20 protein-coding genes and 2 other annotated features are annotated in these 22,357 nt (G+C 49.2%); of the genes, 4 read left to right on the top strand and 16 right to left on the bottom strand.

The window, feature by feature from the left end:
* From FC99_RS05490 to FC99_RS13795, 12 genes are all read right to left on the bottom strand, one after another.
* Positions 1–636, bottom strand: a complete 636-nt coding sequence (locus FC99_RS05490) for an amino acid ABC transporter ATP-binding protein (RefSeq protein WP_048732114.1) — start codon at positions 634–636, stop codon at positions 1–3.
* An 18-nt stretch (positions 637–654) separates the two neighbouring features.
* Positions 655–1,296, bottom strand: coding sequence for an amino acid ABC transporter permease (locus tag FC99_RS05485; RefSeq protein ID WP_048732115.1), 642 nt, complete (start codon positions 1,294–1,296; stop codon positions 655–657).
* 210 nt (positions 1,297–1,506) lie between these two features.
* Positions 1,507–1,734: a binding site (T-box leader), on the bottom strand.
* A gap of 913 nt (positions 1,735–2,647) precedes the next feature.
* Positions 2,648–3,454: a septum site-determining protein MinD gene (gene minD, locus FC99_RS05480; protein WP_048732118.1), complete on the bottom strand. Its 807-nt coding sequence runs from the start codon at positions 3,452–3,454 to the stop codon at positions 2,648–2,650.
* Positions 3,455–3,456: 2 nt separating this feature from the next.
* A complete protein-coding gene (locus tag FC99_RS05475) occupies positions 3,457–4,125 on the bottom strand; it encodes a septum site-determining protein MinC (protein WP_048732120.1) in 669 nt (222 codons plus the stop codon).
* Between the two features lie 18 nt (positions 4,126–4,143).
* Complete coding sequence (mreD, locus tag FC99_RS05470) at positions 4,144–4,677, bottom strand: rod shape-determining protein MreD (protein ID WP_048732122.1); 534 nt, start codon at positions 4,675–4,677, stop codon at positions 4,144–4,146.
* Between the two features lie 12 nt (positions 4,678–4,689).
* Positions 4,690–5,541 (bottom strand): rod shape-determining protein MreC, encoded by an 852-nt coding sequence (gene mreC, locus FC99_RS05465; protein WP_048732124.1) that lies wholly within the window; start codon positions 5,539–5,541, stop codon positions 4,690–4,692.
* An 89-nt stretch (positions 5,542–5,630) separates the two neighbouring features.
* Positions 5,631–6,635 carry a rod shape-determining protein gene (locus FC99_RS05460; RefSeq protein ID WP_048732126.1) on the bottom strand — a complete coding sequence of 335 codons (1,005 nt, stop codon included), beginning with the start codon at positions 6,633–6,635 and terminating at the stop codon, positions 5,631–5,633.
* A 151-nt stretch (positions 6,636–6,786) separates the two neighbouring features.
* On the bottom strand, positions 6,787–7,452 hold the full coding sequence (locus FC99_RS05455) for a JAB domain-containing protein (RefSeq protein ID WP_048732127.1): 666 nt from the start codon (positions 7,450–7,452) through the stop codon (positions 6,787–6,789).
* Positions 7,453–7,493: 41 nt separating this feature from the next.
* Complete coding sequence (locus tag FC99_RS05450; RefSeq protein WP_048732129.1) at positions 7,494–8,816, bottom strand: bifunctional folylpolyglutamate synthase/dihydrofolate synthase; 1,323 nt, start codon at positions 8,814–8,816, stop codon at positions 7,494–7,496.
* 520 nt (positions 8,817–9,336) lie between these two features.
* A complete protein-coding gene (locus tag FC99_RS05445) occupies positions 9,337–12,003 on the bottom strand; it encodes a valine--tRNA ligase (RefSeq protein ID WP_048732130.1) in 2,667 nt (888 codons plus the stop codon).
* 70 nt (positions 12,004–12,073) lie between these two features.
* Positions 12,074–12,289, bottom strand: a binding site (T-box leader).
* Positions 12,290–12,312: 23 nt separating this feature from the next.
* Positions 12,313–12,822 (bottom strand): thiol peroxidase, encoded by a 510-nt coding sequence (gene tpx, locus FC99_RS05440; RefSeq protein WP_048732132.1) that lies wholly within the window; start codon positions 12,820–12,822, stop codon positions 12,313–12,315.
* Between the two features lie 200 nt (positions 12,823–13,022).
* A complete protein-coding gene (locus tag FC99_RS13795) occupies positions 13,023–13,184 on the bottom strand; it encodes a hypothetical protein (RefSeq protein ID WP_156166873.1) in 162 nt (53 codons plus the stop codon).
* A 347-nt stretch (positions 13,185–13,531) separates the two neighbouring features.
* Here FC99_RS13795 and FC99_RS05435 point away from each other — a divergent pair, with 347 nt between their 5' ends.
* Entirely contained in the window at positions 13,532–14,518 is a 987-nt protein-coding gene (locus FC99_RS05435; protein ID WP_048732134.1) for a D-2-hydroxyacid dehydrogenase, read from the top strand.
* A gap of 190 nt (positions 14,519–14,708) precedes the next feature.
* Here FC99_RS05435 and thiI read toward each other — a convergent pair whose 3' ends face one another.
* From thiI to ezrA, 3 genes are all read right to left on the bottom strand, one after another.
* The gene (thiI, locus tag FC99_RS05430; protein ID WP_048732136.1) at positions 14,709–15,926 is read right to left on the bottom strand and encodes a tRNA uracil 4-sulfurtransferase ThiI; all 1,218 of its coding nucleotides are present in this window, start codon (positions 15,924–15,926) and stop codon (positions 14,709–14,711) included.
* A 30-nt stretch (positions 15,927–15,956) separates the two neighbouring features.
* Positions 15,957–17,102, bottom strand: a complete 1,146-nt coding sequence (locus FC99_RS05425; RefSeq protein ID WP_048732138.1) for a cysteine desulfurase family protein — start codon at positions 17,100–17,102, stop codon at positions 15,957–15,959.
* Between the two features lie 618 nt (positions 17,103–17,720).
* A complete protein-coding gene (gene ezrA / locus FC99_RS05420; protein WP_048732140.1) occupies positions 17,721–19,448 on the bottom strand; it encodes a septation ring formation regulator EzrA in 1,728 nt (575 codons plus the stop codon).
* A gap of 186 nt (positions 19,449–19,634) precedes the next feature.
* On the opposite strand from ezrA, the gene FC99_RS05415 reads away from it, so the two are divergent.
* The 3 genes from FC99_RS05415 to FC99_RS05405 all read left to right on the top strand — a co-directional run bounded on the left by FC99_RS05415 (position 19,635) and on the right by FC99_RS05405 (position 21,220).
* Positions 19,635–20,102: a GAF domain-containing protein gene (locus FC99_RS05415; protein ID WP_048732141.1), complete on the top strand. Its 468-nt coding sequence runs from the start codon at positions 19,635–19,637 to the stop codon at positions 20,100–20,102.
* A gap of 198 nt (positions 20,103–20,300) precedes the next feature.
* A complete protein-coding gene (gene rpsD, locus FC99_RS05410; RefSeq protein WP_048732143.1) occupies positions 20,301–20,906 on the top strand; it encodes a 30S ribosomal protein S4 in 606 nt (201 codons plus the stop codon).
* Positions 20,907–21,019: 113 nt separating this feature from the next.
* The gene (locus FC99_RS05405) at positions 21,020–21,220 is read left to right on the top strand and encodes a hypothetical protein (protein ID WP_048732145.1); all 201 of its coding nucleotides are present in this window, start codon (positions 21,020–21,022) and stop codon (positions 21,218–21,220) included.
* Positions 21,221–21,285: 65 nt separating this feature from the next.
* Here the strand turns inward: FC99_RS05405 and FC99_RS05400 are convergent, their stop codons facing one another.
* Positions 21,286–22,332, bottom strand: coding sequence for an AI-2E family transporter (locus tag FC99_RS05400; protein ID WP_048732147.1), 1,047 nt, complete (start codon positions 22,330–22,332; stop codon positions 21,286–21,288).
* Positions 22,333–22,357: the final 25 nt, after the last annotated feature.

Genomic DNA, 22,357 nt, shown 5'->3' with positions numbered 1-22,357 from the left:
CTAGTCCTTAGGTTCAACTCGCATCATCTGATCAGCGATGGCTTCAGCAAAGGGAATATCATGAGTGACCACGATCTGAGTAATGCCTTCGTCGCGGAGCTTCACAATGATCTGTTGTACCTCACGTCGTAAGTCGGGGTCCAACGCCGAGGTAGGTTCATCGTAGCACAGTAACTTGGGGTGCATGGCCAATGCCCGCACGATGGCAACCCGTTGCTTTTGCCCACCGGATAGTTCGTACGGATATAGGTCTGCTTTGTCGCCCAGATTCAGTTGATCCAGCAACCGTTTAGCTTCCTTTTTAGCGTCGATAGCGGATTGCTTCAACACCATCGTTGGTGCCAACGTCACGTTTTGCAAGACCGTCAGATTGGGGAACAGTTGATAGTCCTGGAAGACAACGCCGATAACGGAATCGTTGTCGCGGTTAGTGGCGGGGTCAAACGTCTGACCGTCCAAAACAAATTCACCACTGTCGACTTCTTCCAGGCCACTGATACACCGCAGTAGCGTGGTCTTCCCCGCACCGGACGGGCCAACGATCGTTAAGATCTTGCCGTCCTCCACGGTAAGGTTAACGCCGTCCAAGATGGTCTTGCCACCAAATTTTTTCGTAATTCCTTTAAGCTCTAACATATGTTGACCATCCTTTCTCTAACGCCAAGCGCTGTAGTGTTTCTCCAACTGGTGCAAAACTAACGTGCAGACAGCCGTTAACAGTAAATAGATAATGCCAACGAGCAGCATTGGGGCAATCGTTACATCGCGCGCCATGGCCACGTTGCCGGCCCGGAGTAAGTCGCCTAACCCGATAACATAAACCAGCGAGGAATCTTTGACTAAATTAATGACTTCGTTCCCAATGGAAGGTAAGACGATTTTGACCACTTGGGGAATCACGATTTTCCGTAGCGTTTGCCACCGCGTCAACCGCAGCACCCGGGCACTTTCGTACTGACCAACGGGAATGGCTTGCAACCCACCCCGAAAGATTTCGGCGAAGTAGGCCGTGTAATTCAGGATGAAGGCAAATAAAGCGGCGTCGTAACGCTGGAAGACAATACCGATGATTGGCAAGCCATAGAAAACGAAAATCAATTGCAGTAACAGTGGTGTCCCCCGCATCAGCCAAACGTAAATGTCGATGAGCCACGTTAAGGGCTTAAATTTAGTCTTCATCCCCAACCCAACTAGGATACCTAAGGGCACTGAGACGATGATGGTCCAAAAGAAGATGGACAACGTCATTCCAGTCCCGGAAATCAATGATGGTAAAATCTCGCTAAAATAATGCATAGTGCGCTTCCTCCTTTAACAACTCTAACAGCTAGTTATGTAATTGGCATTTAAACGACAAAAACGCCCCCTTGAGACTTTCATCTCAAGAGGGCGTATCAACGCGGTGCCACCTCATGTACTCGACGGGCTCACGCCACGCCGACTCAGCGAGTTGCTTGCAACGAAGGACTCCCGATAAATAAAAAAGTCCCCTTAGGCCCAAAAGCCTAAGAGGACGATCACATCGTGGTTCCACCTCTGATTCGCCGTTCTATCACTAAAACGACCTCAGTGAGTTGCAAGCAACTCCAGCGATAACGGGCTACCCCGGACCATCCTACTCGTTTCAAACGGTCAACTCACAGATGTGGTTCGATTAACTAAGACCGCCCGTTTCCATCAGCGGGGCTTTCTGGTGATCCTTAGCTACTCTACTCTTCTGTTCAACGTCTTTTGTTTCATTGCCAATATACTACGATTAATTCTGGCTAGCGTCAAGTCTTTATTTTCACCTTAGCTTTAAATTGGGAGTTGTTGGCTAAATTCTGACAGTGCCTATAGAAACAAATATCGGTTAAAAATTGCCGCACTCCGGCTGTCAGGGGTTCCGCCTGCTGTGGGGACGCTTCAGCCTGGAAAACCACCAGTCTTCTCGCTCGCTTTTAAGCCGGGAACTCCACCCGTCTTAAAAGTCGCCCATCTTGTTAGCTAGCCAGCGGCTAGCTAACAAGGTTACTACGGCTGGCTGCACCCCTGACCTCCTCCGGCTCGGACTGATTTTTTCCATGATAAACGTTGAGGGCCAAAGTCCCCTTAGCCATTCACTGTAATCCCAAACAAACAAATCCTTATTCCAAAAACGATAGTGTGAACAGTAATACTCAAACTAACCAGTAAAAATACCGCTAAGACTATCCCAACCGTCGAAAAGAGGAGATTAACGACAAACTCAACACATGACCAATTGAACTCCCAGGCTGTATTGTTCAGGGATACTGATTGTGTATGTACGCCGACTAACGATCACAATAAAAAAATTCGAGTAATCTTAAAATTAACGTTTGAATTGGCAACGCTCAATCTAAGCCGAAGGAAGCCAGGGATGTAGCCGGCCGTGGAGGTGATGTTAACTGGTGTTTCTCAGCCAGTTTACATCACGGCGACTTTGAAGACACACGGTTCTTGTGTGGCTTCAAAGCGAGAGGACCGATTCTCAGTCCGAAGTGTCCCCAAAGCAGGCGGAATCTCTGGCAGCCGCAGTGCGACCAGTTTACACCTACCCTGCTCCTAACACTTCAGAATTGAACAACAAAAAAGGCCAGCCACGCTAAAGCGCAACCGACCAATCTCTAAATTTTAAAATTTTATACTAACCGCGATGGAACCAGCCACTGACCTTGTGCCAGAAACCAGTCTCCTCTTGTTCCTCGATCTTCATCAAGGGCACCGTTTCACCCTCTAAACGACGAGCAACGTTGCGGTAGCCTTGTGAAGCTGGATTGTCGGTCTGCATGACGATGGGTTCACCCTTGTTGGACGTGGTAATGACCGCGTCGTCATCAAAGATGATGCCGAGTAGTTCGATGCCCAAGTGATGGGTGATCTCATCGATATCCATCATGGACCCGTCCTGCATCATGTTCCGGCGAATCCGATTGATCAACAGGCGTGGCGCCTCGGTCAAAGGATGTTGTTCCAACAATCCCACGACCCGGTCGGCATCCCGAACGGCGGAGATTTCTGGTGTGGTGACCACAATGGCCGCGTCAGCACCAGCAACGGCGTTCATGAAGCCCTGTTCGATCCCGGCTGGACAATCAATCAGCACGTAGTCGTAGTCCGGTTTCAGTTCATCCACGATTTCCTTGACCTGTTCAGGTTGGAGGGCCGTCTTATCGGTATTTTGTGCGGCCGGCAACAGGTAAAGCTTGTCGTCAAAGCGTTTATCCTTGACCAGTGCCTGCGGTAATTTAGCCCGACCCTCGGCGACGTCCACGATATCGTAGATAATCCGATTATCGAGGCCTAACACCACGTCCAGGTTCCGTAACCCAATGTCAAGATCCATCAGGCACACCCGCTTGCCCATCAAGGCTAACGCCGTCCCAATGTTGGCACTCGTTGTGGTCTTACCCACACCACCTTTACCGGAGGTGATCACAATTGCTTTTCCCATTTCTAAATTCCTCCAATCTGGTTATACAACTTTGGATTGATCTTCTTTAATTGCTCAAGCTTACCATACGACAAAACGTGTAGGTCGTTAACGTAAGCGATGGTTTGCCGCGAATCAGTCAGTTGCTCTGGTTCAACGATGTCAAACTGTTCTGCAATGCGGACTTGTTGTGCCGTCTGAAGATTTCCCATAATCAGCTTGGATTCATCATCGGGATAACCCGCTTGAAGAATTCCGGCGACGTTACCCATGGAAAAGATATTGCCACTTGTCCGGAGCTTACCACCTTCGTGAATCGTGCCCAGAAACAAGATATCTCCTTGCATGACCACTTCTTGACCGTTACGAATGACTTTGCTCAATAAGTGAACGTTCTCCCGCTCGCGGAGCTGAAGTGCATCCGCCAACGTAATCACGTTCGCCGCAATCTTATGAATTTCAAATCGCGGATAACCCGCCACAAGTTGTTCAATTTTAGTTTTCTCATCGGCCGTCAAAATACGGTCCTCAGTCAAGACATCCAAAGAAACTTTGGTATCCATCACCTGCGGATCGACCTTGAGATTTTCTAGTAGTGCTTTTAGATCGACCAAGATTTGGTCCAAACTTGCCGACTGTTTGAGCACCAAATCATAGCCGTTTTGCGTTCCCCGTAATACGGCAGCTTGCATAGCGTTCGTTCCCTTCACCTATTTTAGCCAATTATACACCCATCGAATGGGGAAATATAAAATTACAAACATTGCCAGGTTAAAGGCAAGTGTGGGCCCTAAAGTGTTCACCAAAAATGAACTCCCAGACATCGTCGTCAAATGAATCGCCCGACTTGCCAGGTACCCCAACGCTTCCACAATGGTAATGTCGATGAAGTAGATCAACAGGCCACTCAAAAAGTTAGGCCGAATGTACAGCACTAACCGCCGCGTCACGTAGATGACCACGGGGAAGACAAAGACGTACACCCCGAAAATACCGGTGTAGTACAAGTCAAAGACGGCGCCTGCGACGGCTGCCCACGACGCTAATGGCATCGGGTAAGCTTCACCCTGGTCGGCCTCGAAAATGGCACCGCAAACCAGCCACAATACGACGAGATGACTGACCATCGCCGACGGATAGTGAAATAATTGCACACTAAAGCTCTGACTGATCGACCCATCTAACAGGAGCAGTAGGAATAACCCAATGGGAAAGCCGAAGCGTAACTTTGATAATCGATACACGACTTATCCCCCCTACTGTTTCGTAACGGCTACCGTCACAACGTTTAGGCTGCTCAGGTCCGTTGCAGGTGTGATATAAAGTTTAGTTGCTAAACCGTAATCAGAACCCGAAGCCTTGGCGACCGTCCCGACATACAGGCCCTTAGGCGTCACACCACCGAGACCACTCGTCACGACCTTGTCGCCCTTACTGAGCTTAGCCTTAGTCGTAATGTTGTCCATCGTGATCTGCCCCGTCGTTGACTTATAGCCACTCAGCACCCCGTTGACCGTGGCCCCGGACTTGGTGGTAATCTGGACGGCAAATCGGTTGGCGGAATCGTTGTTATCCGTGATCAATTCAACTTTAGAGTTGGTCTTGTTCACTTCGGCGATTCGGCCAATCAGACCGGAACCAGACATCACGGGCATGTTCTTCTCAACCCCCGATGCGGCCCCCTTGTTAATGACCACTTGGTTTTGCCAAGACGATGGTGTCCGCGTGATTACAGCGGCGGAAACGGCTGTGTAGTCCGTCAACGACGCGTTTAACTCGAGTTCTTTTTTCAACTGCTTGTTTTCTTTGGCGAGGGTCTGGTCCCGCACCTTAGTCTGTGCCAGTTCACTGACCTGTTGCTTGAGTTGCTGGTTTTCTTGATACGTGTTCAACAGCTCCGAAATGGAACTCACTGAACTGCTCAGACCGTTGGTAGGTAACGCAACGACCCGGTCGACCAGCCCAACAATATCATTGCCAAATTGCTGAATCAGTGGTGGCGTTGACTTCTTATTACGAATAGTTACGGACACCGTCATCAAAGCAAAGCTAACAATCAAGCAGACAATGATAATGACCAGTCGCCGATTGAAAGAAAATTTCTGCATGTTTGACCTCCATCTTGTTCGGTATGTTCATTAAATTGATAAGCATACCGTCACAATAAAGAAGCGGGAAGCTGCCTTCCCGCTAGTCCCTATTTTTTCTTCATGACATCGATACTCTTTAAGGATTCACCAGTACCAGCTGCCACACAATCCAGCGGATCATTTGCAATGGAGACCGGAACCTTAGTTGCATCCGCAATCACTTCTGAGAAGTTCTTGAGTAATGCCCCACCACCAGTTAACACGATGCCGTGATCGATCACGTCAGCGGCGATTTCTGGTGAAGTTTCTTCGAGTGTTTCTTTGATTGCCGTAATAACTGCCTGAACGGGTTCCTGGATGGCCTTCGCCACGTCGACCGCTGAGACTTCAATTGCTTTTGGCAAACCAGTCACTAAGTCGCGGCCCCGAATCGTGGCACCTTCGATCTTAGCGGCATCTTCAACCGAAGCGGAACCAATGTCCATCTTCAGCTTTTCAGCCGTCCGTTCACCAATCAACAAATTGAAGTTCGAGCGGACGTACGTCGAAATGGCGTCATCCAGCTTGTCGCCAGCCATTCGGATTGAACGACTAGAAACGATCCCACCTAAGGAAATCGTGGCTACGTCGGTCGTCCCACCACCAATGTCGACAACCATACTACCGGTTGGGTCCATAACGGGCAACCCGGCACCAATGGCCGCAGCAAATGGTTCTTCGATGACGTATGCATCACGAGCACCAGCAACACGGGTTGCGTCAATGACGGCCCGCTTTTCAACTTCCGTTACACCGCTTGGCACACAAACCATAACGTAAGGCTTACCACCTGAACGACCAACTGTCTTGTCGATGAAGTACTTCATCATGGCAACCGTTGTATCGTAATCGGCGATAACCCCATCCTTCATGGGCCGAATGGCAACAATGCTTGCCGGAGTCCGGCCAATCATTGCTCGAGCGTCTTCACCAACGGACACAATTTCCCCAGACTTTGTGTTCTTGGCGACAACAGAAGGTTCGCGAAGAACGATTCCTTTACCGTCAACGTACACAATTGTATTGGCGGTACCTAAATCGATCCCAATATTTTTCGTTCCTAATCCGAACACTGTGTTTCATCCCTTCATTGTCAACAAAATATTAATATGCTTTGTCTTATTCATTGATAGACGTATTATAACATACCTATCTACGTGAGAACACGTCGTCAATGTCAAGAATACCGAACTTTTAACGAGAAAGAAATAGCAAAGAGCGATTTTAATCAGTTTTTAAAGGTTCTGACTCATTTACCCCCTGGGCGACCGGCAACTGACCGGTCTCGCGGAGACTAAAGTAGGTGGTTAGCCCAATGACAAAACCATCCAGTAATGGAATACCCATCAATTCCCCACAATGGGCCAGTCGTCGCATAAACCGCAGGTCATTGGCCGATGGCTCCGCGACCCCGCTAGGATGATTATGGGCGATCACGATGGCTGATCCGCCCGCTAGCACGGCTACTCGAAAGATTTCGCGGGGATGGACCGGACAACTGTCTAACGTCCCCTGAAAGACGATCTGGCGGTCGATAATCTGATGCTTGGCGTCGACCACTAATACTTCCAGACGCTCCTGCGGCACATAACGCAGGTCATCCATCAACAGCTGGCCGAGCTGACTGCTGGCCAATATCTCCCCCAGGATCAACCGTGGTGCCTGCTGCGCCCAACGTCCTAGGTCGATAGCCGTCAATAATGCTAACCGCTTGTTGTGACCCGCAATATAGCGCTGCGTTTGCCGCCGACTCGCATAGCGGAGGTCCGCGACACTATGGAAGTAGTGAAAGAAGCGGTCGGTCTCCTTAGCCGTGACTAATCCCAACTGCGTCAGAATCTGCCCGACCAGTTGGCGCTCCGTATGACTCGTTACCCTTACTCGTTGCATCAACTCATCCCCTTACAGTTAACTCCGTAAAAGGAGACGAATTATTCGTCAGATTCTTTAAAATATTGCCGAACTTCCGAAATAAAGTAGAGTGAGCCAGTCAACAGAATTAAATCATCGGCTGAAATGTTTGCCATCGCTTCTTTTAAGGCACTCGGCCAATCGGTCGCCATGGTGACTCGTTGGTTCGCTGCCACCGCGTCTTCCAATGCCTGAGGCGTCGCGGCTGCCCGCTTACCTGGCCCCTGAAATTGGGTCACGATGATATGGACGTTAGGCACCTTCAATAAGGTCCGCACCATCTTTCCGTACTGCTTGTCGGCCAGAACCGCCAGCACAATGTAAATATCGTGTTGCTTAAAGTGTTGCCGTAACAACCGGACCATTTCAACCATGGCGGGCTCATTGTGGGCACCGTCGATGGCAATCAGAGGTTCGTTTGCTAACCGTTCAAACCGACCCGGCCACGCGGTGTGCTTCAGTCCGGTACGAATGTCGGCAATGTCATATGGGAGCTCGCGCAACTGATGATACGTGACGAATGCCGTAAGAGCCGTCGCCGCGTTGTCGATTTGATATTGGCCAAGTAGGTCGACTTCTAAATGCCGCCAGCGTAAGTCATTCCAGGTGTAGTCAAAGCGCTCACCCCACCCGGGTTCCGGTTGATTCTGAACGTGGAAATCTCGGTCCAGCGCCCGCACCTCGGTCTGATTCTTAGCGGCCGTCTGATCCATGACTTCCAGTGCATCCGGTGTCAACCGTCCGCAGACCACGGGCACACCGGGCTTGATGATGCCGGCCTTCTGCGCGGCAATCTTAGGAATCGTGTCACCCAAGATTTTCATATGATCCATACCAATTGTGGTAATCACGGACACGGTCGGTTGAATAATGTTGGTTGAGTCATACAGTCCACCCAGCCCAACTTCGACGATCACAATATCCACGGGATGACTGGCGAAGTAACAAAACATCAGGGCCGTATCGATCTCAAATTCCGTTGGCCCCTCTTCGGCTAATTCCTGATCTAATCGCGCCACCACAGGTTGAATTCGGTTGACCATGGTCACCAGATTATCGTCACTGATGGGCTGACCATCCGTGCTGATCCGTTCGTTAAACCGCGTAATAAACGGCGAGGTAAAGGTGCCAACCGTCTGCCCCTCGGCCATGAATAGGTCCCGTAAGAAAGCGACCGTAGACCCCTTGCCGTTGGTGCCGGCCACGTGGATCATATTTTTCAACCGCTCCTGCGGGTCCCCCAGAGCGTGCATAAACTGCCGCATTCGCTTCAGCGTGGGCTTCTTCTTGAAGCGGTCTCTGCCGTGAATGAACTGCAGAGCCTCAGTATACGTTTTTACCAAAATTAAAACCTCCCGACTAATCGCTATTTCTCAGTCTAGCAGATTTTCTCTGGTAGTGAAGAGGCAATTCCATTGCTGACGATACTTGTTAAAAATTATCGTCTCCGGCTACCAGAGATTCCGCCTGTTGTGGGGACGCTTCGGCCTGGAAGAACGCCAGTCTTTGCACTCGGCTGGCTACACCCCTGGCCTCCTACGGCTAAGATCGATTACTGTTCTAACAAACGTTGAGCTGGAACATACAGCCACCATTAGCAAAATTACAGCTCACGTGAATTGTCATTGTATCCACTTGAAAGTAATCCCCGTGGCCAATCTAATCACAGTACCTGTCTCAACCGTGCTATGTTAATTGAAAACACAAGCATCGTTTTCAATCAAAGGAAGCCCACTTCACCGGCTTGGGCGCTCCCGCAACAGGTATAGTCTTAGAATCCACAACCGAAAAAATAGTCCAAGAAGTCAGCAAGTACTGACCTCTCGGACTATTCTAGTGACGTCTTCAAGCTAATTGAATAGCTTAAAGTTGTGCTTTGATGTCAGCTAACCGTTGTTGCGTGGCCGCTAACTTCTTTTCGTTATCTGCTTGTTTTTCGCGTTCGGCGTTGACCACGTCTTCTGGGGCGTTGGCCACGAAACGTTCGTTACCGAGCTTTTTGGTTGCCCGTTGAACTTCGGCCGTGTACTTGTCAACTTCCTTGTCCAAGCGTTTCACTTCGTCATGTAGGTCGACCAATTCGGCTAACGGTACAGAAACTTCGGCACCCGTGATGACACCAGTCATGGCTAACTTCGGTGCAACCAAGTCAGCACCAATTTCCAAGTTCTTTGGGTGAACGAACCGGTCGATGTAGTCGCGGTTGTTTTCAAAGACACTGTGGAGTTGGTCGTCGCTGGTCTTGATCTGCAAGTCGATTGGCGTTGACATCGGTGCGTTGGCTTCGGCCCGGATGTTCCGGACAGCCTTGATCAAGTCGATCAAACTAGTCATGTTAGCTTCCGCCGTGGCATTGTCAAATTCTGGGTGGTCGACTGGGTAAGCCGCCGTAACCAGAGATTGACCATCATGTGGCATCGCTTGCCAGATGGCTTCCGTCACGAATGGCATGATTGGTTGTAGCAAACGTAAGGTTTGGTCCAAGACGTAAGCTAACAAGTCCTGCTTGTTGGCCTTAGCGGCTGCATCGTCGCCCGTCAAGACTTCCTTACTCATTTCGATATACCAATCACAGAAGTCGTTCCAGATAAAGTTGTACAGTGCCCGACCGGCTTCACCGAATTCGAACTTGTCAAACATTTCCGTCACGTGCTTAACCGTGCCGTTCAAGCGGCTTAAGATCCACTTGTCGGTCAGGTCCCACTTGTCAGCAGCCGGAACTTCTGGCTTGGTGTTTTCGCCCAAATTCATGATGACAAACCGGCTGGCGTTCCAGATCTTGTTGATAAAGTTCCAGGCCGCGTCCATCTTATCATAGCTGAAGCGAACGTCTTGGCCCGCCGTTGAACCGGTAGATAAGAACCACCGCAGCGCGTCGGCACCATACTTATCGATGACGTCCATTGGGTCGATCCCGTTGCCCAGTGACTTACTCATCTTCCGACCATCTTCGGCCCGAATCAACCCGTGTAAGAGCACGTGTTTAAACGGCTTCTTGCCAGTAAATTCGAGGCTTTGGAAGATCATCCGGGAAACCCAGAAGAAGATGATGTCGTAACCGGTAACTAATGTGTCGGTTGGGAAGTAACGTTTATAATCGGCGCTATCTTCGTCTGGCCAGCCCATCGTGGAGAATGGCCACAGAGCACTGGAGAACCAGGTGTCCAAGACATCGGGATCTTGTTCCCAGTTTTCAATATCCTTCGGCGCTTCTTCGTTGACGTAGACTTCGCCGGTCTTCTTGTTGTACCAAGCCGGAATCCGGTGACCCCACCAGAGTTGACGCGAGATAACCCAGTCATGGACATTTTCCATCCATTGCGTAAAGGTGTGTTCGAACCGTTCTGGCACGAAATCAACCGCGTTGTCGCCCTCTTGGTTCTTGATGGCGGCTTCAGCAAGTGGCTTCATCTTCACAAACCATTGCGTGGACAGCCGGGCTTCGACTTGAACCCCGGTCCGTTCGGAATGACCAACGGAGTGAACGATTGGATCGATCTTGATCATTAAGCCTTGATCATCCAAGTCAGCGACCATGGCCTTACGGGCGTCGAAACGGTCCATACCAGCGTACTTGCCGGCACGGTCGTTCATGGAGGCGTCTTCGTTCATGGTGTTGATGCGCTCGAGGTTATGCCGGTTACCTACTAAGAAGTCATTAGGGTCATGGGCAGGGGTAATCTTAACCATCCCAGTCCCAAAGTTGATGTCCACGTATTGGTCGGCAATGATCGGAATTTCACGGTTGGCTAATGGCAGAATAACCTTCTTGCCCACTAAGTCCTTGTACCGGTCATCATCAGGGTTAACGGCAACGGCGGTGTCTCCCATCATGGTTTCAGGACGGGTCGTGGCAATTTCGATGTAGTGCTTGCCGTTAAACGTATAGTCGGGATCGGCAAATGGGTATTTAACGTGGTAGAACGCACCCTTATCGTCTTGGTGAATGACTTCGATATCAGACAGTGCAGTCCGAGCTTGAGGATCCCAGTTGATAATGTACTCGCCCCGGTAGATCAGGCCCTTCTTGTACAGCGTTACGAAGACCTTCTTGACGGCATCGGACAAGCCCTGGTCCAAGGTAAAGCGTTCACGGGAGTAGTCCATGGACAATCCCATTTTGGCCCATTGCTTGTGAATGGTGGCGGCGTATTCGTCCTTCCATTCCCAAACCTTGTCGACAAACTTTTTGCGGCCTAAGTCGTAACGGGTAATCCCCTGTTCGCGCAAACGAGCTTCGACCTTGGCTTGCGTGGCGATACCGGCATGGTCCATCCCGGGAATCCAGAGTGTATCAAAGCCCTGCATCCGCTTTTGCCGAATGATCATGTCTTGTAAAGTCGTGTCCCAGGCGTGGCCTAAATGCAGCTTCCCGGTAACGTTTGGTGGCGGTAAAACGATGGAATAAGGAGTGGCTTTCTTGTCACCACTGGGTTTGAAAACATCTTCGTCGAGCCAAGTTTGGTACCGGCCAGCTTCAACGGCGGTCGGATCGTACTTGGTTGGCATATCGATTTGCTTGTCAGCCATTTGTAATCAATTCCTTTCTTGTCTGCACGAAGTTAACGTTTGATGGCACAAAAAAATCTCCATCCTAAAAAATTAGGACGAAGATTTCTTCGCGGTACCACCTAAATTGGGCGTTCATGCCCCACTTAACTTCTTTGTTAACGGAGAGTGCTCCGGTCCGGACTTACTGTTGGTTCAGTCCGGCAGCTCGCAAGCTACTTTCGCGTTAGTCTGACCCACCGGTTTCCAGCAATTCCGGCTCTCTAAGCAGTCTAACTAACGCTACTGACTTGTTCAACGCTACTTTCACATAGTCTACTCAATTTTAGCCTAAAGGTCAACACGTGAGACTAACTTTTCGAGGGCGTTAATAGCAGCCAAGTAATCTGGTTCGTGCGTTTGTTCCTTGACGATCTGCCGGTAAACGATCTTACCAGTGTCATCAATGATCCAGATTGACCGCGCCAAATTCCCCAGGTTAGGAACGTACAGGCCCATTTCGTATCCAAATGACAATTCTTCATCGGATAACAGGTCAACGTTTTCTACACCCTGAGCGGCACACCAGCCAGTCTGTTCCGCAATCGAATTATTTGAGATCGTACAGAATTTGGCGTCTGGATAATGGTCTGCCTGCTGGGTAAACTTCCGCGTCTGAATCGTGCAAACGGGCGTATCGAGGTCCGGAACAACACTGATCAAAGTCACCTTACCAATTAAATTAGCAGTTTTAACTTTGACATTGTTCTGATCAAACACCTTAAACTTTGGTAACTGATCCCCTACTTCTGGCAAGTCGCCGGAAAGAGAGAATGTATCGCCGAGTCGTGTAACTTCCACGCAGATCAACCCCTTCGAGATATTTATCGGTTCTTCACCGATTAATTGCTTCAATTATCGCGCATTCGGCGGGTGAAAGACAAGCTTTTTGGTAGAAAATACGAAAAAACTAATTGATGAGTGTTTTATCAAGGAAAATTCAAGGAAAAATGTAGTTTGAGAGGCCGCGCCCCGGTTCAGAATGTGTCTTTACAACAAACTTAGCGCTTCTCAAGCCACTTGAATAATCCCCACTGACTCACGTAGATAACCAGAACGATTCCCCAAAACAAAATATAATTGCCACGCACAGCAAAGATGGCAATTACAATTAGAATGGCTAAGATCAGATTGATTATGTTTTTAATCTTTCTACTGGTCAACACCTATCCCCTCCTATAACCTTCACTTAGAATTAGATCGGCTTAAAGCACGAAATCAGCTTATCACAGTTATTCCATCTCTCAAAATGTTGTTTCCTATAAATATAATATAAGGTTAATTATATTATATCTGAATTCCATATGATGCTCCAATTGCCAATTCACTGAGTTTTAAAAGGTGAGTTTACCAGTTGTTATACTCACCTTTCGACCCTCCTAATTCTTAACTTTTTCGTCTAATATCCAAAACAAATTCCACCAGAAACTACTTTTCGGCTTGCACTCCCTACCCCCTCTGTAGTTCAATTGAGGAAAGCGGATTAAAAAATCATTTGGAGGCTTTCAGATTGAAAATCTTTTGTTACGGTGTTATCGATATCGAGGAACCCTACGCACAGGCCTGGGGCAAGGCAAACAACGTCGAAGTTGGCACAACCAGTGAAGCGCTCACCGCGGACACGGCTAAATTAGCGAAGGGGTATGATGGTGTCTCCTCTAAAGGAATTGCTCCCGTTACCGAAGAAGCCTACGCCACCTTTGAAAAGTTTGGCATCAAACAGCTGGCCGTTCGTCAAGTCGGCGTCGACAATCAGGACGTTGCTGCCGCCAGCAAGCACGGAATTACCCTGACCAACGTGGCCTCCTACTCACCACGGGCCATTGCTGAAATGGGCGTGACGCAAGCCATGTACCTGCTACGCCACATCGGCGAGTATCAAGCCCGCATGGCCGCTGGCAACTTTACCTGGGACGCGTCGATGAGTAGCACCGAAATTTTCAACTGCACAGTCGGTCTGATTGGTGCCGGTCATATTGGCGGGGCCACCGCCCAAATCTATAGCGCCCTGGGTGCCAAGGTCTTAACCTACGACCCCTTCTACGACGCCGGTCTGGAACCTTACACGACCTACACCGACTTGGAAACGATTTTTAAGGAAGCCGATATTATCTCACTGCACACGCCGCTCCTACCATCGACCAAGAACATCATCAACGCGGCCGCACTGAAGAAAATGAAATCCAACGCCATCCTGATCAACATGGCCCGCGGCGAACTCGTGGACACCCAGGCTCTGATTGACGCCCTCAAGACCAAAGAGATTGCCGGTGCCGGACTGGACACGCTGGCTAACGAGGTTGGCTTCTTCCGCCTCGAAAAGCCGTACGCCGAGACGCCAAAGGACTTCCAAGAGTTGAATGCCATGCCAAACGTGATTGTCACGCCACACGTTGCCTTCTTTACTAAGTTGGCCGTGAAGAACGGTTTGGAGATTGCGTTAAACGACGCTAAGGACATCATTGACGGCAAACACAGCCGACACGCCGTTAATTAAATTTGTTGTATACAAAAAGGGACTATGCAGGGTTTGCACAGTCCTTTTCATGTCTAATTTTAGATTGCTGAAACGTGTGCCAACAGGCAGCTGGTTCCGCTTAAGCCTGATAACCAAACAATCCAAACCCGGGATTATTCGGTTATCAATCTTAATACTCGCCAGCTAACCGCCTATTGGCACACTCTTTTTACAGTAATTCAGCAAACACGTCTTCATTCTGGTTCAGGTAGTTGTCCCCTGGCCGGATTTCCGTGATGGTGATCCCGTCGAGTGCTTCCTGCATCAAACCTTCAACATCAATGTACTTTTCGTACTTCCGAGACTTTTCCAAGTCGGGATGCGTCTTGGGTGCTGGTGGCGTGAAGATCGTACAGCAGTCTTCGTATGGCAAAATGGACAGGTCATAGGTGTCGATGTCTTCGGCAACCTTGATGATTTCCGTCTTATCCATCGACAAGAGTGGTCGTAAGATCGGCATGGACGTGACATCGTTGATGGCAGCCATACTTTCCAACGTTTGTGAGGCCACTTGGCCCAACGATTCCCCGTTGAAAATCCCCTTGGCGTGACGCTTCTCGGCAATCGCCGCCGTCAACCGTAACATCAGCCGGCGTTGAATCGTCATCAGGTAACCTTCGGGCACTTTTTCCTTGATGGTCTCTTGAATCTTGGTGAATGGCACCTGAATAAACTGAATTCCACCGGAGTAACCAGCCAAACGCGCCGTCAATTCCTTGGCCTTGGCTAAGGCTTGTTCGGACGTGTATGGCGGACTAAAGAAGTGGACCATGTCAATTTTGACACCACGTCGCAAAGCGTAGTAGGACGCGACCGGTGAGTCGATCCCACCGGAGAGCATCATGACGGCCTTGCCACCAGTTCCAACGGGCAATCCGCCGGCACCTTGAACGGTTTCACCGGATAAGAAGACCCCGTTCATCCGCACTTCGACCCGTAACTCCAGGTCGGGGTGCTTCATCTTAACGGTCAGTTCGGGAATACTTTCGAGTAACGTACTCCCCAGAATTTCGTTCATCTGGTAGGTATCGTATTCGAATTCCTTGTCTTGACGCCGCGTGTTGATTTTAAAGGTCATGCCTGGTTTGAAAGCTTCCTTGACCATGGCCACGGCCGTTTCCTTGATGGCGTCGATATCCTTCTCGACCTTGACCGATGGCGAGAAGTTTTCGATACCAAAGACACCCTTCAACCGTTTCATGACGGCTTCTGAGTCCGCCCCGTTTAACGTCACGTGTAGGCGGTCGTGTTGTGCTTTAACTTCAATACCCTCAAAGGTACTGAGCGCCTTGCGGACGTTTTGGCCCAGCTGCTTGATGAAGTCTTTTTTGTTCTTACCCTTCGTCGACAGCTCGCCGTAACGGACCATAATTTCGCTGTATTCCATTGCGCGACCCCTTTCGTTTGGTAGTTACTTTTAGTTTAATTTTGCAAATTGCGTGTATAACTCGTCAAATACACGGTTAAATTCTTCGGCTTCCGCCATAGTGTTATGTTCGTCCAAAGAAATCCGCACAGCACTCGTGGCAATGCCATCATCGATCTTCATGGCCTGCAACGTGCTGGACTCCACGTGCTTCTTGGAAGAACAAGCACTCGTCGTTGAAATGTAAATGTCGTGTTCCTCGAAGGCGTGCACGATAGTTTCACCACGGACACCGGCGATGGCAAAGCACAGAATGTGCGGTGCAAAGACGGGCAGGTCCTTAGAGAAAATCGTGACGTTCGGGAACTTTTCGACGTGATGCAAGATGGCTAAGCGAATCTCACGCTGCCGCTTGACCTTAACCGCCTCGTTATCGAGTAGCAACCGTAACGCCTTCGCCATGGCCGCAATAGCCGGTAGGTTTTCGGTTCCAGAGCGTAAATTACGTTCCTGACCCCCACCAGCCATCAGGGGATCAAGCTTACGGCCCTGTCGCTTGTACATAAAGCCGATACCACGTGGCGCATGGAACTTGTGACCGGAGAACGTTACGAAGTCAACGCGATCGTTAAAGATCTTGTCGGCCAGACCCTTACCGATTCCCTGAACGGCATCGATGTGCCAGTGAATCCGGGGGAAGTCCCGCAAAACGGCCGCAATCTCTTCGAGTGGTTGTACGGCCCCGATTTCGTTATTCACGGCCATCGTGGACACTAAGATCGTCGATGGTTTGATGGCGGCCCGCAAGTCTTCTGCGGAAACCCGGCCATTTTCATCGACTGGTAAATAAGTGACCTCAAAGCCCAGTTGCTTAAGTTGTTCCATGGAATTGTGAACCGCCGGATGTTCGACCTCGGTCGTAATCAAGTGGTTACCAAACTCCCGCTTAGCCATCGCTGTTCCCTTGATGGCCCAATTATCACCCTCGGTACCACCGCTGGTGAAAAGGATCTCACTGAGCTTGACGCCTAATAGATCAGCGATCTGTTGCCGGGATTGTTCAAGTAGATTAAAAGCTTGTTCCCCAAACTTGTGTAAGCTTGATGGGTTCCCCCAGTAATTCGCGCTGACCTTTGCATAAGTATCAACGACTTCGGGCGCGGCCTTAGTCGTTGCACTGTTATCAAAATAAATCATACAGAACCCTCTTATCTCTTTTCTATTGGTTCGACTCCGATAGAAATTCTTTCTCATTATAAACACAAACTTTACGAACCACAAGTGGCGCGGCCTAAATCTCGTGGTTTTCTGGTGAATCAAGGCTTAAAGTTCTTGATATTCTTATCCTGGCAACCTAGTGGTACCTTCGCCTTACCGGCCGCCAAATATGGGCCGGAACGGTGCGGACACAACTTGAAGCCTCGAAGACCACGAGTCTACAAGCTTGGTCTTCTGCTAAGCCGACAGAAGTTCACCGTCAACTAAGCAGAACGACGCGCCTGGGCCCATATTTAGCGACCTCTCGGCTTACACTAGTGTTCTAGTAAAAAAGACCTAGGTGGAAATCCATGCTGTCTACAGAATCTTGGTGGGACTCAATGTAAATCAACCAAAATCAGAAGAATTCAAAGACTTCTCTTAAAACGCTTAAGCGTAAATTTTAACGGTTGTAGTATTCAACTTGGAAAGACACATCGAGTTTCAACCTGTGCCTTAACCATCCCGCCGTCTCAAAAGGCAACACGGGCGCTACGTCCACGTGACCATGCTCTCATAGTCACACGACGTAACGCCCGTGTTCAATTTTAAATCAATTTATTCATCGTCGCGTTTTGGCTTCGCCGTTCCCTTACGTTGGTAATAGGCGTCTTCCAATCGCTTGTAGGAGCCTGGTTCCACGTCGTCCAGTACCGTGGCAATGGTTTCCAAGGCCTGGGCGTACTGGTGATCCTTTTCAAACAAATCGGCCGCCTTCTTGCTGGCTTCGGCAACGTTCTCGTGACTGGTCTGGTAGCGGTTAGCGTATTGCAAGAGCTGTTCCGCTAGCTGTGCGCTGTCGATCAGGTCATCCGTCTTTTCCTGCAGGGTATCCAGGTCCGTTTGGATGATCAGCAATTGCTTGGTGATCCGTTCCATGTCGATCTGTGGTTGATCCATGTCGGTTGCTAGCTGCGCCACTTCATCACGGACGACGAAGAAGTAATCCAAGTAATCTTGGGGAATCCCGGGGAGGTTTAAGTTCTCCACCTGACGCCGTAAACTATGTAGATTAAAGTCGAATTGTTGAAGCGTGTCGCGGGCCTGCCGTTCTTCGTCGGCCAGACCAGCTACGCCATTCAAAATTTGTGCTTGTTGTTCCTCAATTTGCTTCAAATCTTTTTCTTGCTGCTTTTGATGTTCCAAAACGTGTGAATAGGTCGCAGTCTTCCCCGTCAAATCTTGCACGTCCCGCTGGTAAATACCGTCAATGGCCCGTAATTGTTCATTGAGTTCACGTGCCGTTTCTAATTCTTGATGGTCCAGCGTGTAATTTTGACTCAACCGGTCCAACTCGTTAAGCAACGTATGGCTCTGGTTTTGGGCGTGCGCAATAAACTTCGCCACTCCGTCTAAATTAGCTTCAACGGGGTCCTTAGCATCGATTTCCGTTTGCATCAAATCGTAGAGCTGATCGATTTGCCCGGCGATCCGGTCATTAACGACTTTGGCATCGTCTGGCCGCAACTTACTCAACGTCTCTAAGTTTTCACTAATTCGGTCGGAGACCTGTTGAACCAGTTCCGGAATATTTTCATCGCCGAACTGATAGTGGTCGGCCGTCAATTGTTGATAGCCACCCTTGATTTCCTTAACTTGGTCGGGATAAATGACGGTCAAATCTTTGTACAGGAGCGGAATGGTCTTGATGAGGTCTTCAAGGTCGGCCGTATCGTCCTGCAACTGACTCAACACATCGGCGGCCCGTTCGTGGTCCCCTGACTGGGTCAACCGCGTGAACGTGTCGAAGTTATCTTCTAATTGGCTAAGGCGTTCTTCGAGGCCGTCAATGCTTGGCCCAAACGCAAAGTTCTTGGCGAGCAACGTCTTCCGCAGGTCCTGATACTTTTGTTCTAGGTCGCGAACGGCTTGTCGATGCTGCTTGTCGACCTCTTGTAAAGCGGCTAATTTGGCCTGCACGGATTGAACGAGTTCATCCGTTTGGTTAACCAACTCAGTAACCTTAGTGAGGTCCCGACGAAGGCCCATTAGATTTAATCCGCGAGAATCTTCGGTCAGCTTTGCCAGCTGCTGGTCGATTCGGGTAAACCGGTTCTCAGTGATGTCAGTAAAATCGGCCTGCAGCTGCTGATATTGTTCCAACGACTGTCCGGTCAGACTTAATTGACCGACAAGATTGACTTCGTCGGCTAGTGGGATTGCCACCATAGTTTCCTTTTTCGTGGTTAACGCCGCCACCTGTTGCCGTATTCGTTGCTGGTAAACGAGTACGCCGACATAGACGATAATCGCCACTACGACGACTCCGATTAGAACACCTAACATTTTGACCCCATCCTTCATCCGCTTTTAAACGTTTAACGAGTTGCAAAATAACTCGGTTCATTTTACAATTTAATCTAATTTCGATTATAGCATAAGTCACGCTTACGCTTCACTAGGTTTTCATGATTACCTTAACCTTTTTTCCTATATTCAATTACTGAAATCATCTACAGGAGGTCTTTTTAAATGAGTGATTCAATTAATCCTTTAATCACTGAACAACTTGACGCGCTCTTACACGGAGAAACCAACGTCATTGCTAACTTGTCAAATGCCTCAGCACTGTTGAAGCAAACCCTAGACGATGTCAACTGGGCCGGTTTTTATTTGTACCAACCGGAAACCGATGACTTGATCTTAGGACCCTTCCAAGGCAACGTGGCCTGCATGCACATTGAAAATAACCGTGGTGTCTGCGGAACGGCCCTAGCCACACAAGAGACCCAACGCGTCGCCGATGTTCATCAATTCGCTGGCCACATTGCGTGCGACTCCGCCAGTAACGCGGAGGTCGTCGTCCCTCTGACCACAGCGACTGGCAAGATCGGGGTTATGGACATCGATTCCCCTAGTAAGGATCGTTTCTCGGCGGATGACCAAGCCGTTTTGGAAGAATTCGCCCGCGTTTTGTTAAAACACATTGACAAAGACTAGCGGTTCTGGTTATACTGGTGCTTGTGTAAAATAATGCAGCGATAAGTGGTAAGCTCGTCAACAGATTGTTGCCGTTCAATTGGTTCAGGAAGTAACCTGCGGCTGCATACGGTGAAACCTGCAAAGCAATCTGCACGAATACTAAACTTATATACAGCTTATTTTACTCCAAATAATATTTTATTGGAGGAACTATCTATGTCTCGTTACACTGGCCCAAGCTGGCGTATTTCCCGTCGTTTAGGGGTATCCCTTTCCGGCACTGGTAAAGAATTAAACCGTCGTCCTTACGCACCTGGTGATCATGGTCAAGGTCGTCAAAAGAAACTTTCTGAATACGGTACGCAATTGCGTGAAAAGCAAAAGCTCCGGTTCACTTACGGCATGACTGAACGTCAATTCTACAACTTGTTCAAGCGTGCCGGCAAGATCAAGGAAGGTACCCATGGTACTAACTTCATGATCTTACTCGAACGTCGTCTGGACAACGTGGTTTACCGTTTAGGCTTGGCAACGACTCGTCGTCAAGCTCGTCAATTGGTTAACCATGGTCACATCACTGTTGATGGCAAGCGTGTTGACATCCCTTCATACGAAGTCGAAGTTGGCCAAGTTGTCTCAGTTCGTGAAAAGTCCAAGGACATGGCTATCATCAAGGGCGCTGTTGAAGCCGTTGTTGGTCGTCCACAATACGTCCAATTCGACGCTGACAAGCTGGAAGGTTCCCTTACCCGCTTACCACAACGTGAAGAATTAGATGCAGAACTCGACGATTCTCTTATCGTTGAATACTACAACCGTTAAGATCAACTTCTTAATTGGTTTGAACGAAGTCTTGCCGTTTGGCAGGGCTTTTTTCATATCATTATCTGCCAGCAGTTCGCCTGTTGGCAGAAATACATACTGGAGGCGCCATTATGCCTATCCTAAACGTTGTTATGAGTGTGTCATCCATCTTGAATATTCTACTTGGTCTAGCCGTGATTGCCCTACTCGTCGTTTTTGTCCTCTGGCTCCGTGACCGCCACAGCAAGACGCCTAAAGTGACCAATAAAACGTTGCTTTACTACGCCGGCTTACTGATTATTTTTATTATTGCCAAGTTACTCATTCACTAGCTTCAACCAGAAAAGCTTAGCATCCCCTACTCACTTGGGGTGCTAAGCTTATTTTGATACACCTTTTATTTCTTATCCGCCAGTTCCTCCGACGTAATCCGTTTTGGCTTCAGCTGCACGTCAAAGACATCCAGGAAGAATGCCACCAATGGCACCCCTACCAGTAGTCCCCAGGCACCAAAGATGCGCTCGCTGATAATCAGGGTAATAAAGGTGACGAAGATCGGCAGGTTCGTGGCGTTGGCCATTAATCGAGGATGTAAGAAGTACGACTCGAACATGTGAATCAAGATGACCAGCACCAACACCGCTAAGACTCGAATCAGGCCGCCCGTGATAAAGGCCACCGCGGTCAATGGAATCAGCGAAATCAAGACCCCAGCCACCGGAATCAGGCCTAGGAAGAAGACCAAGATTCCTAAAATCAGTAAGCTAGGCATGCCAATTGCCCACAGGCCTAGAACCATCAGTAGTGTATTGATCGTACAAATCACTAGCTGCGTCTCAATGACCGTACCGAAGATGTGGACAAATTTCAAAATCAATTCTCCCATCGGTACGAACAGACCGGCAAACCGACTGCGGGTAAAGGCATGGGCAAACGTCTTTAGCTGATTCTTCGTCAGGTTAAAAATGAAACTGAAGAAGAAAGCCAAGACGATGGTCTCTACTCCCGAACTGAGACGCGAGAGCTTACCAATGCCGCTAGTAAAGAGCATCTTCCCATTGCTGATGACCGACGCATTTTGCGACAGATTCTTCACCAGCTTGGTCACCGACGTCTCCAGCTGCGGATAGGTCTTGATCAACGTGTCCAACGCCTGGGGCAGACTAGATGCCTCCGATACGAGTGGCGGAATGATCTGGCCAAACGCCGCTACCAAAATCCCTAGAAATAAGATATAGACCAGTAACGTTGACCACAGATGATGCAGATGGACGTGACGCTCGATGCCCATGGTAGCCGCATTCCCTAAGTAAATAAAAATAATCGTGAAGAGTGTCAACGACAAGAAGTCGCGGACCTCCCACGCAATGATGATCAGTAGCACCAACGCCAAATAATACGTTGTCAGTGGATTTTGCCACCATCGTTTCAGTATCTCAATCACTAAAAATCCCCCTTCGACCCCAGTT

Origin of the sequence: Levilactobacillus koreensis JCM 16448, assembly GCF_001435525.1 — a bacterium.
GTDB lineage: Bacteria > Bacillota > Bacilli > Lactobacillales > Lactobacillaceae > Levilactobacillus > Levilactobacillus koreensis.
The sequence above is the reverse complement of the archived record's forward strand: the minus strand, read 5'-3'. Positions and strand labels throughout refer to the sequence as shown.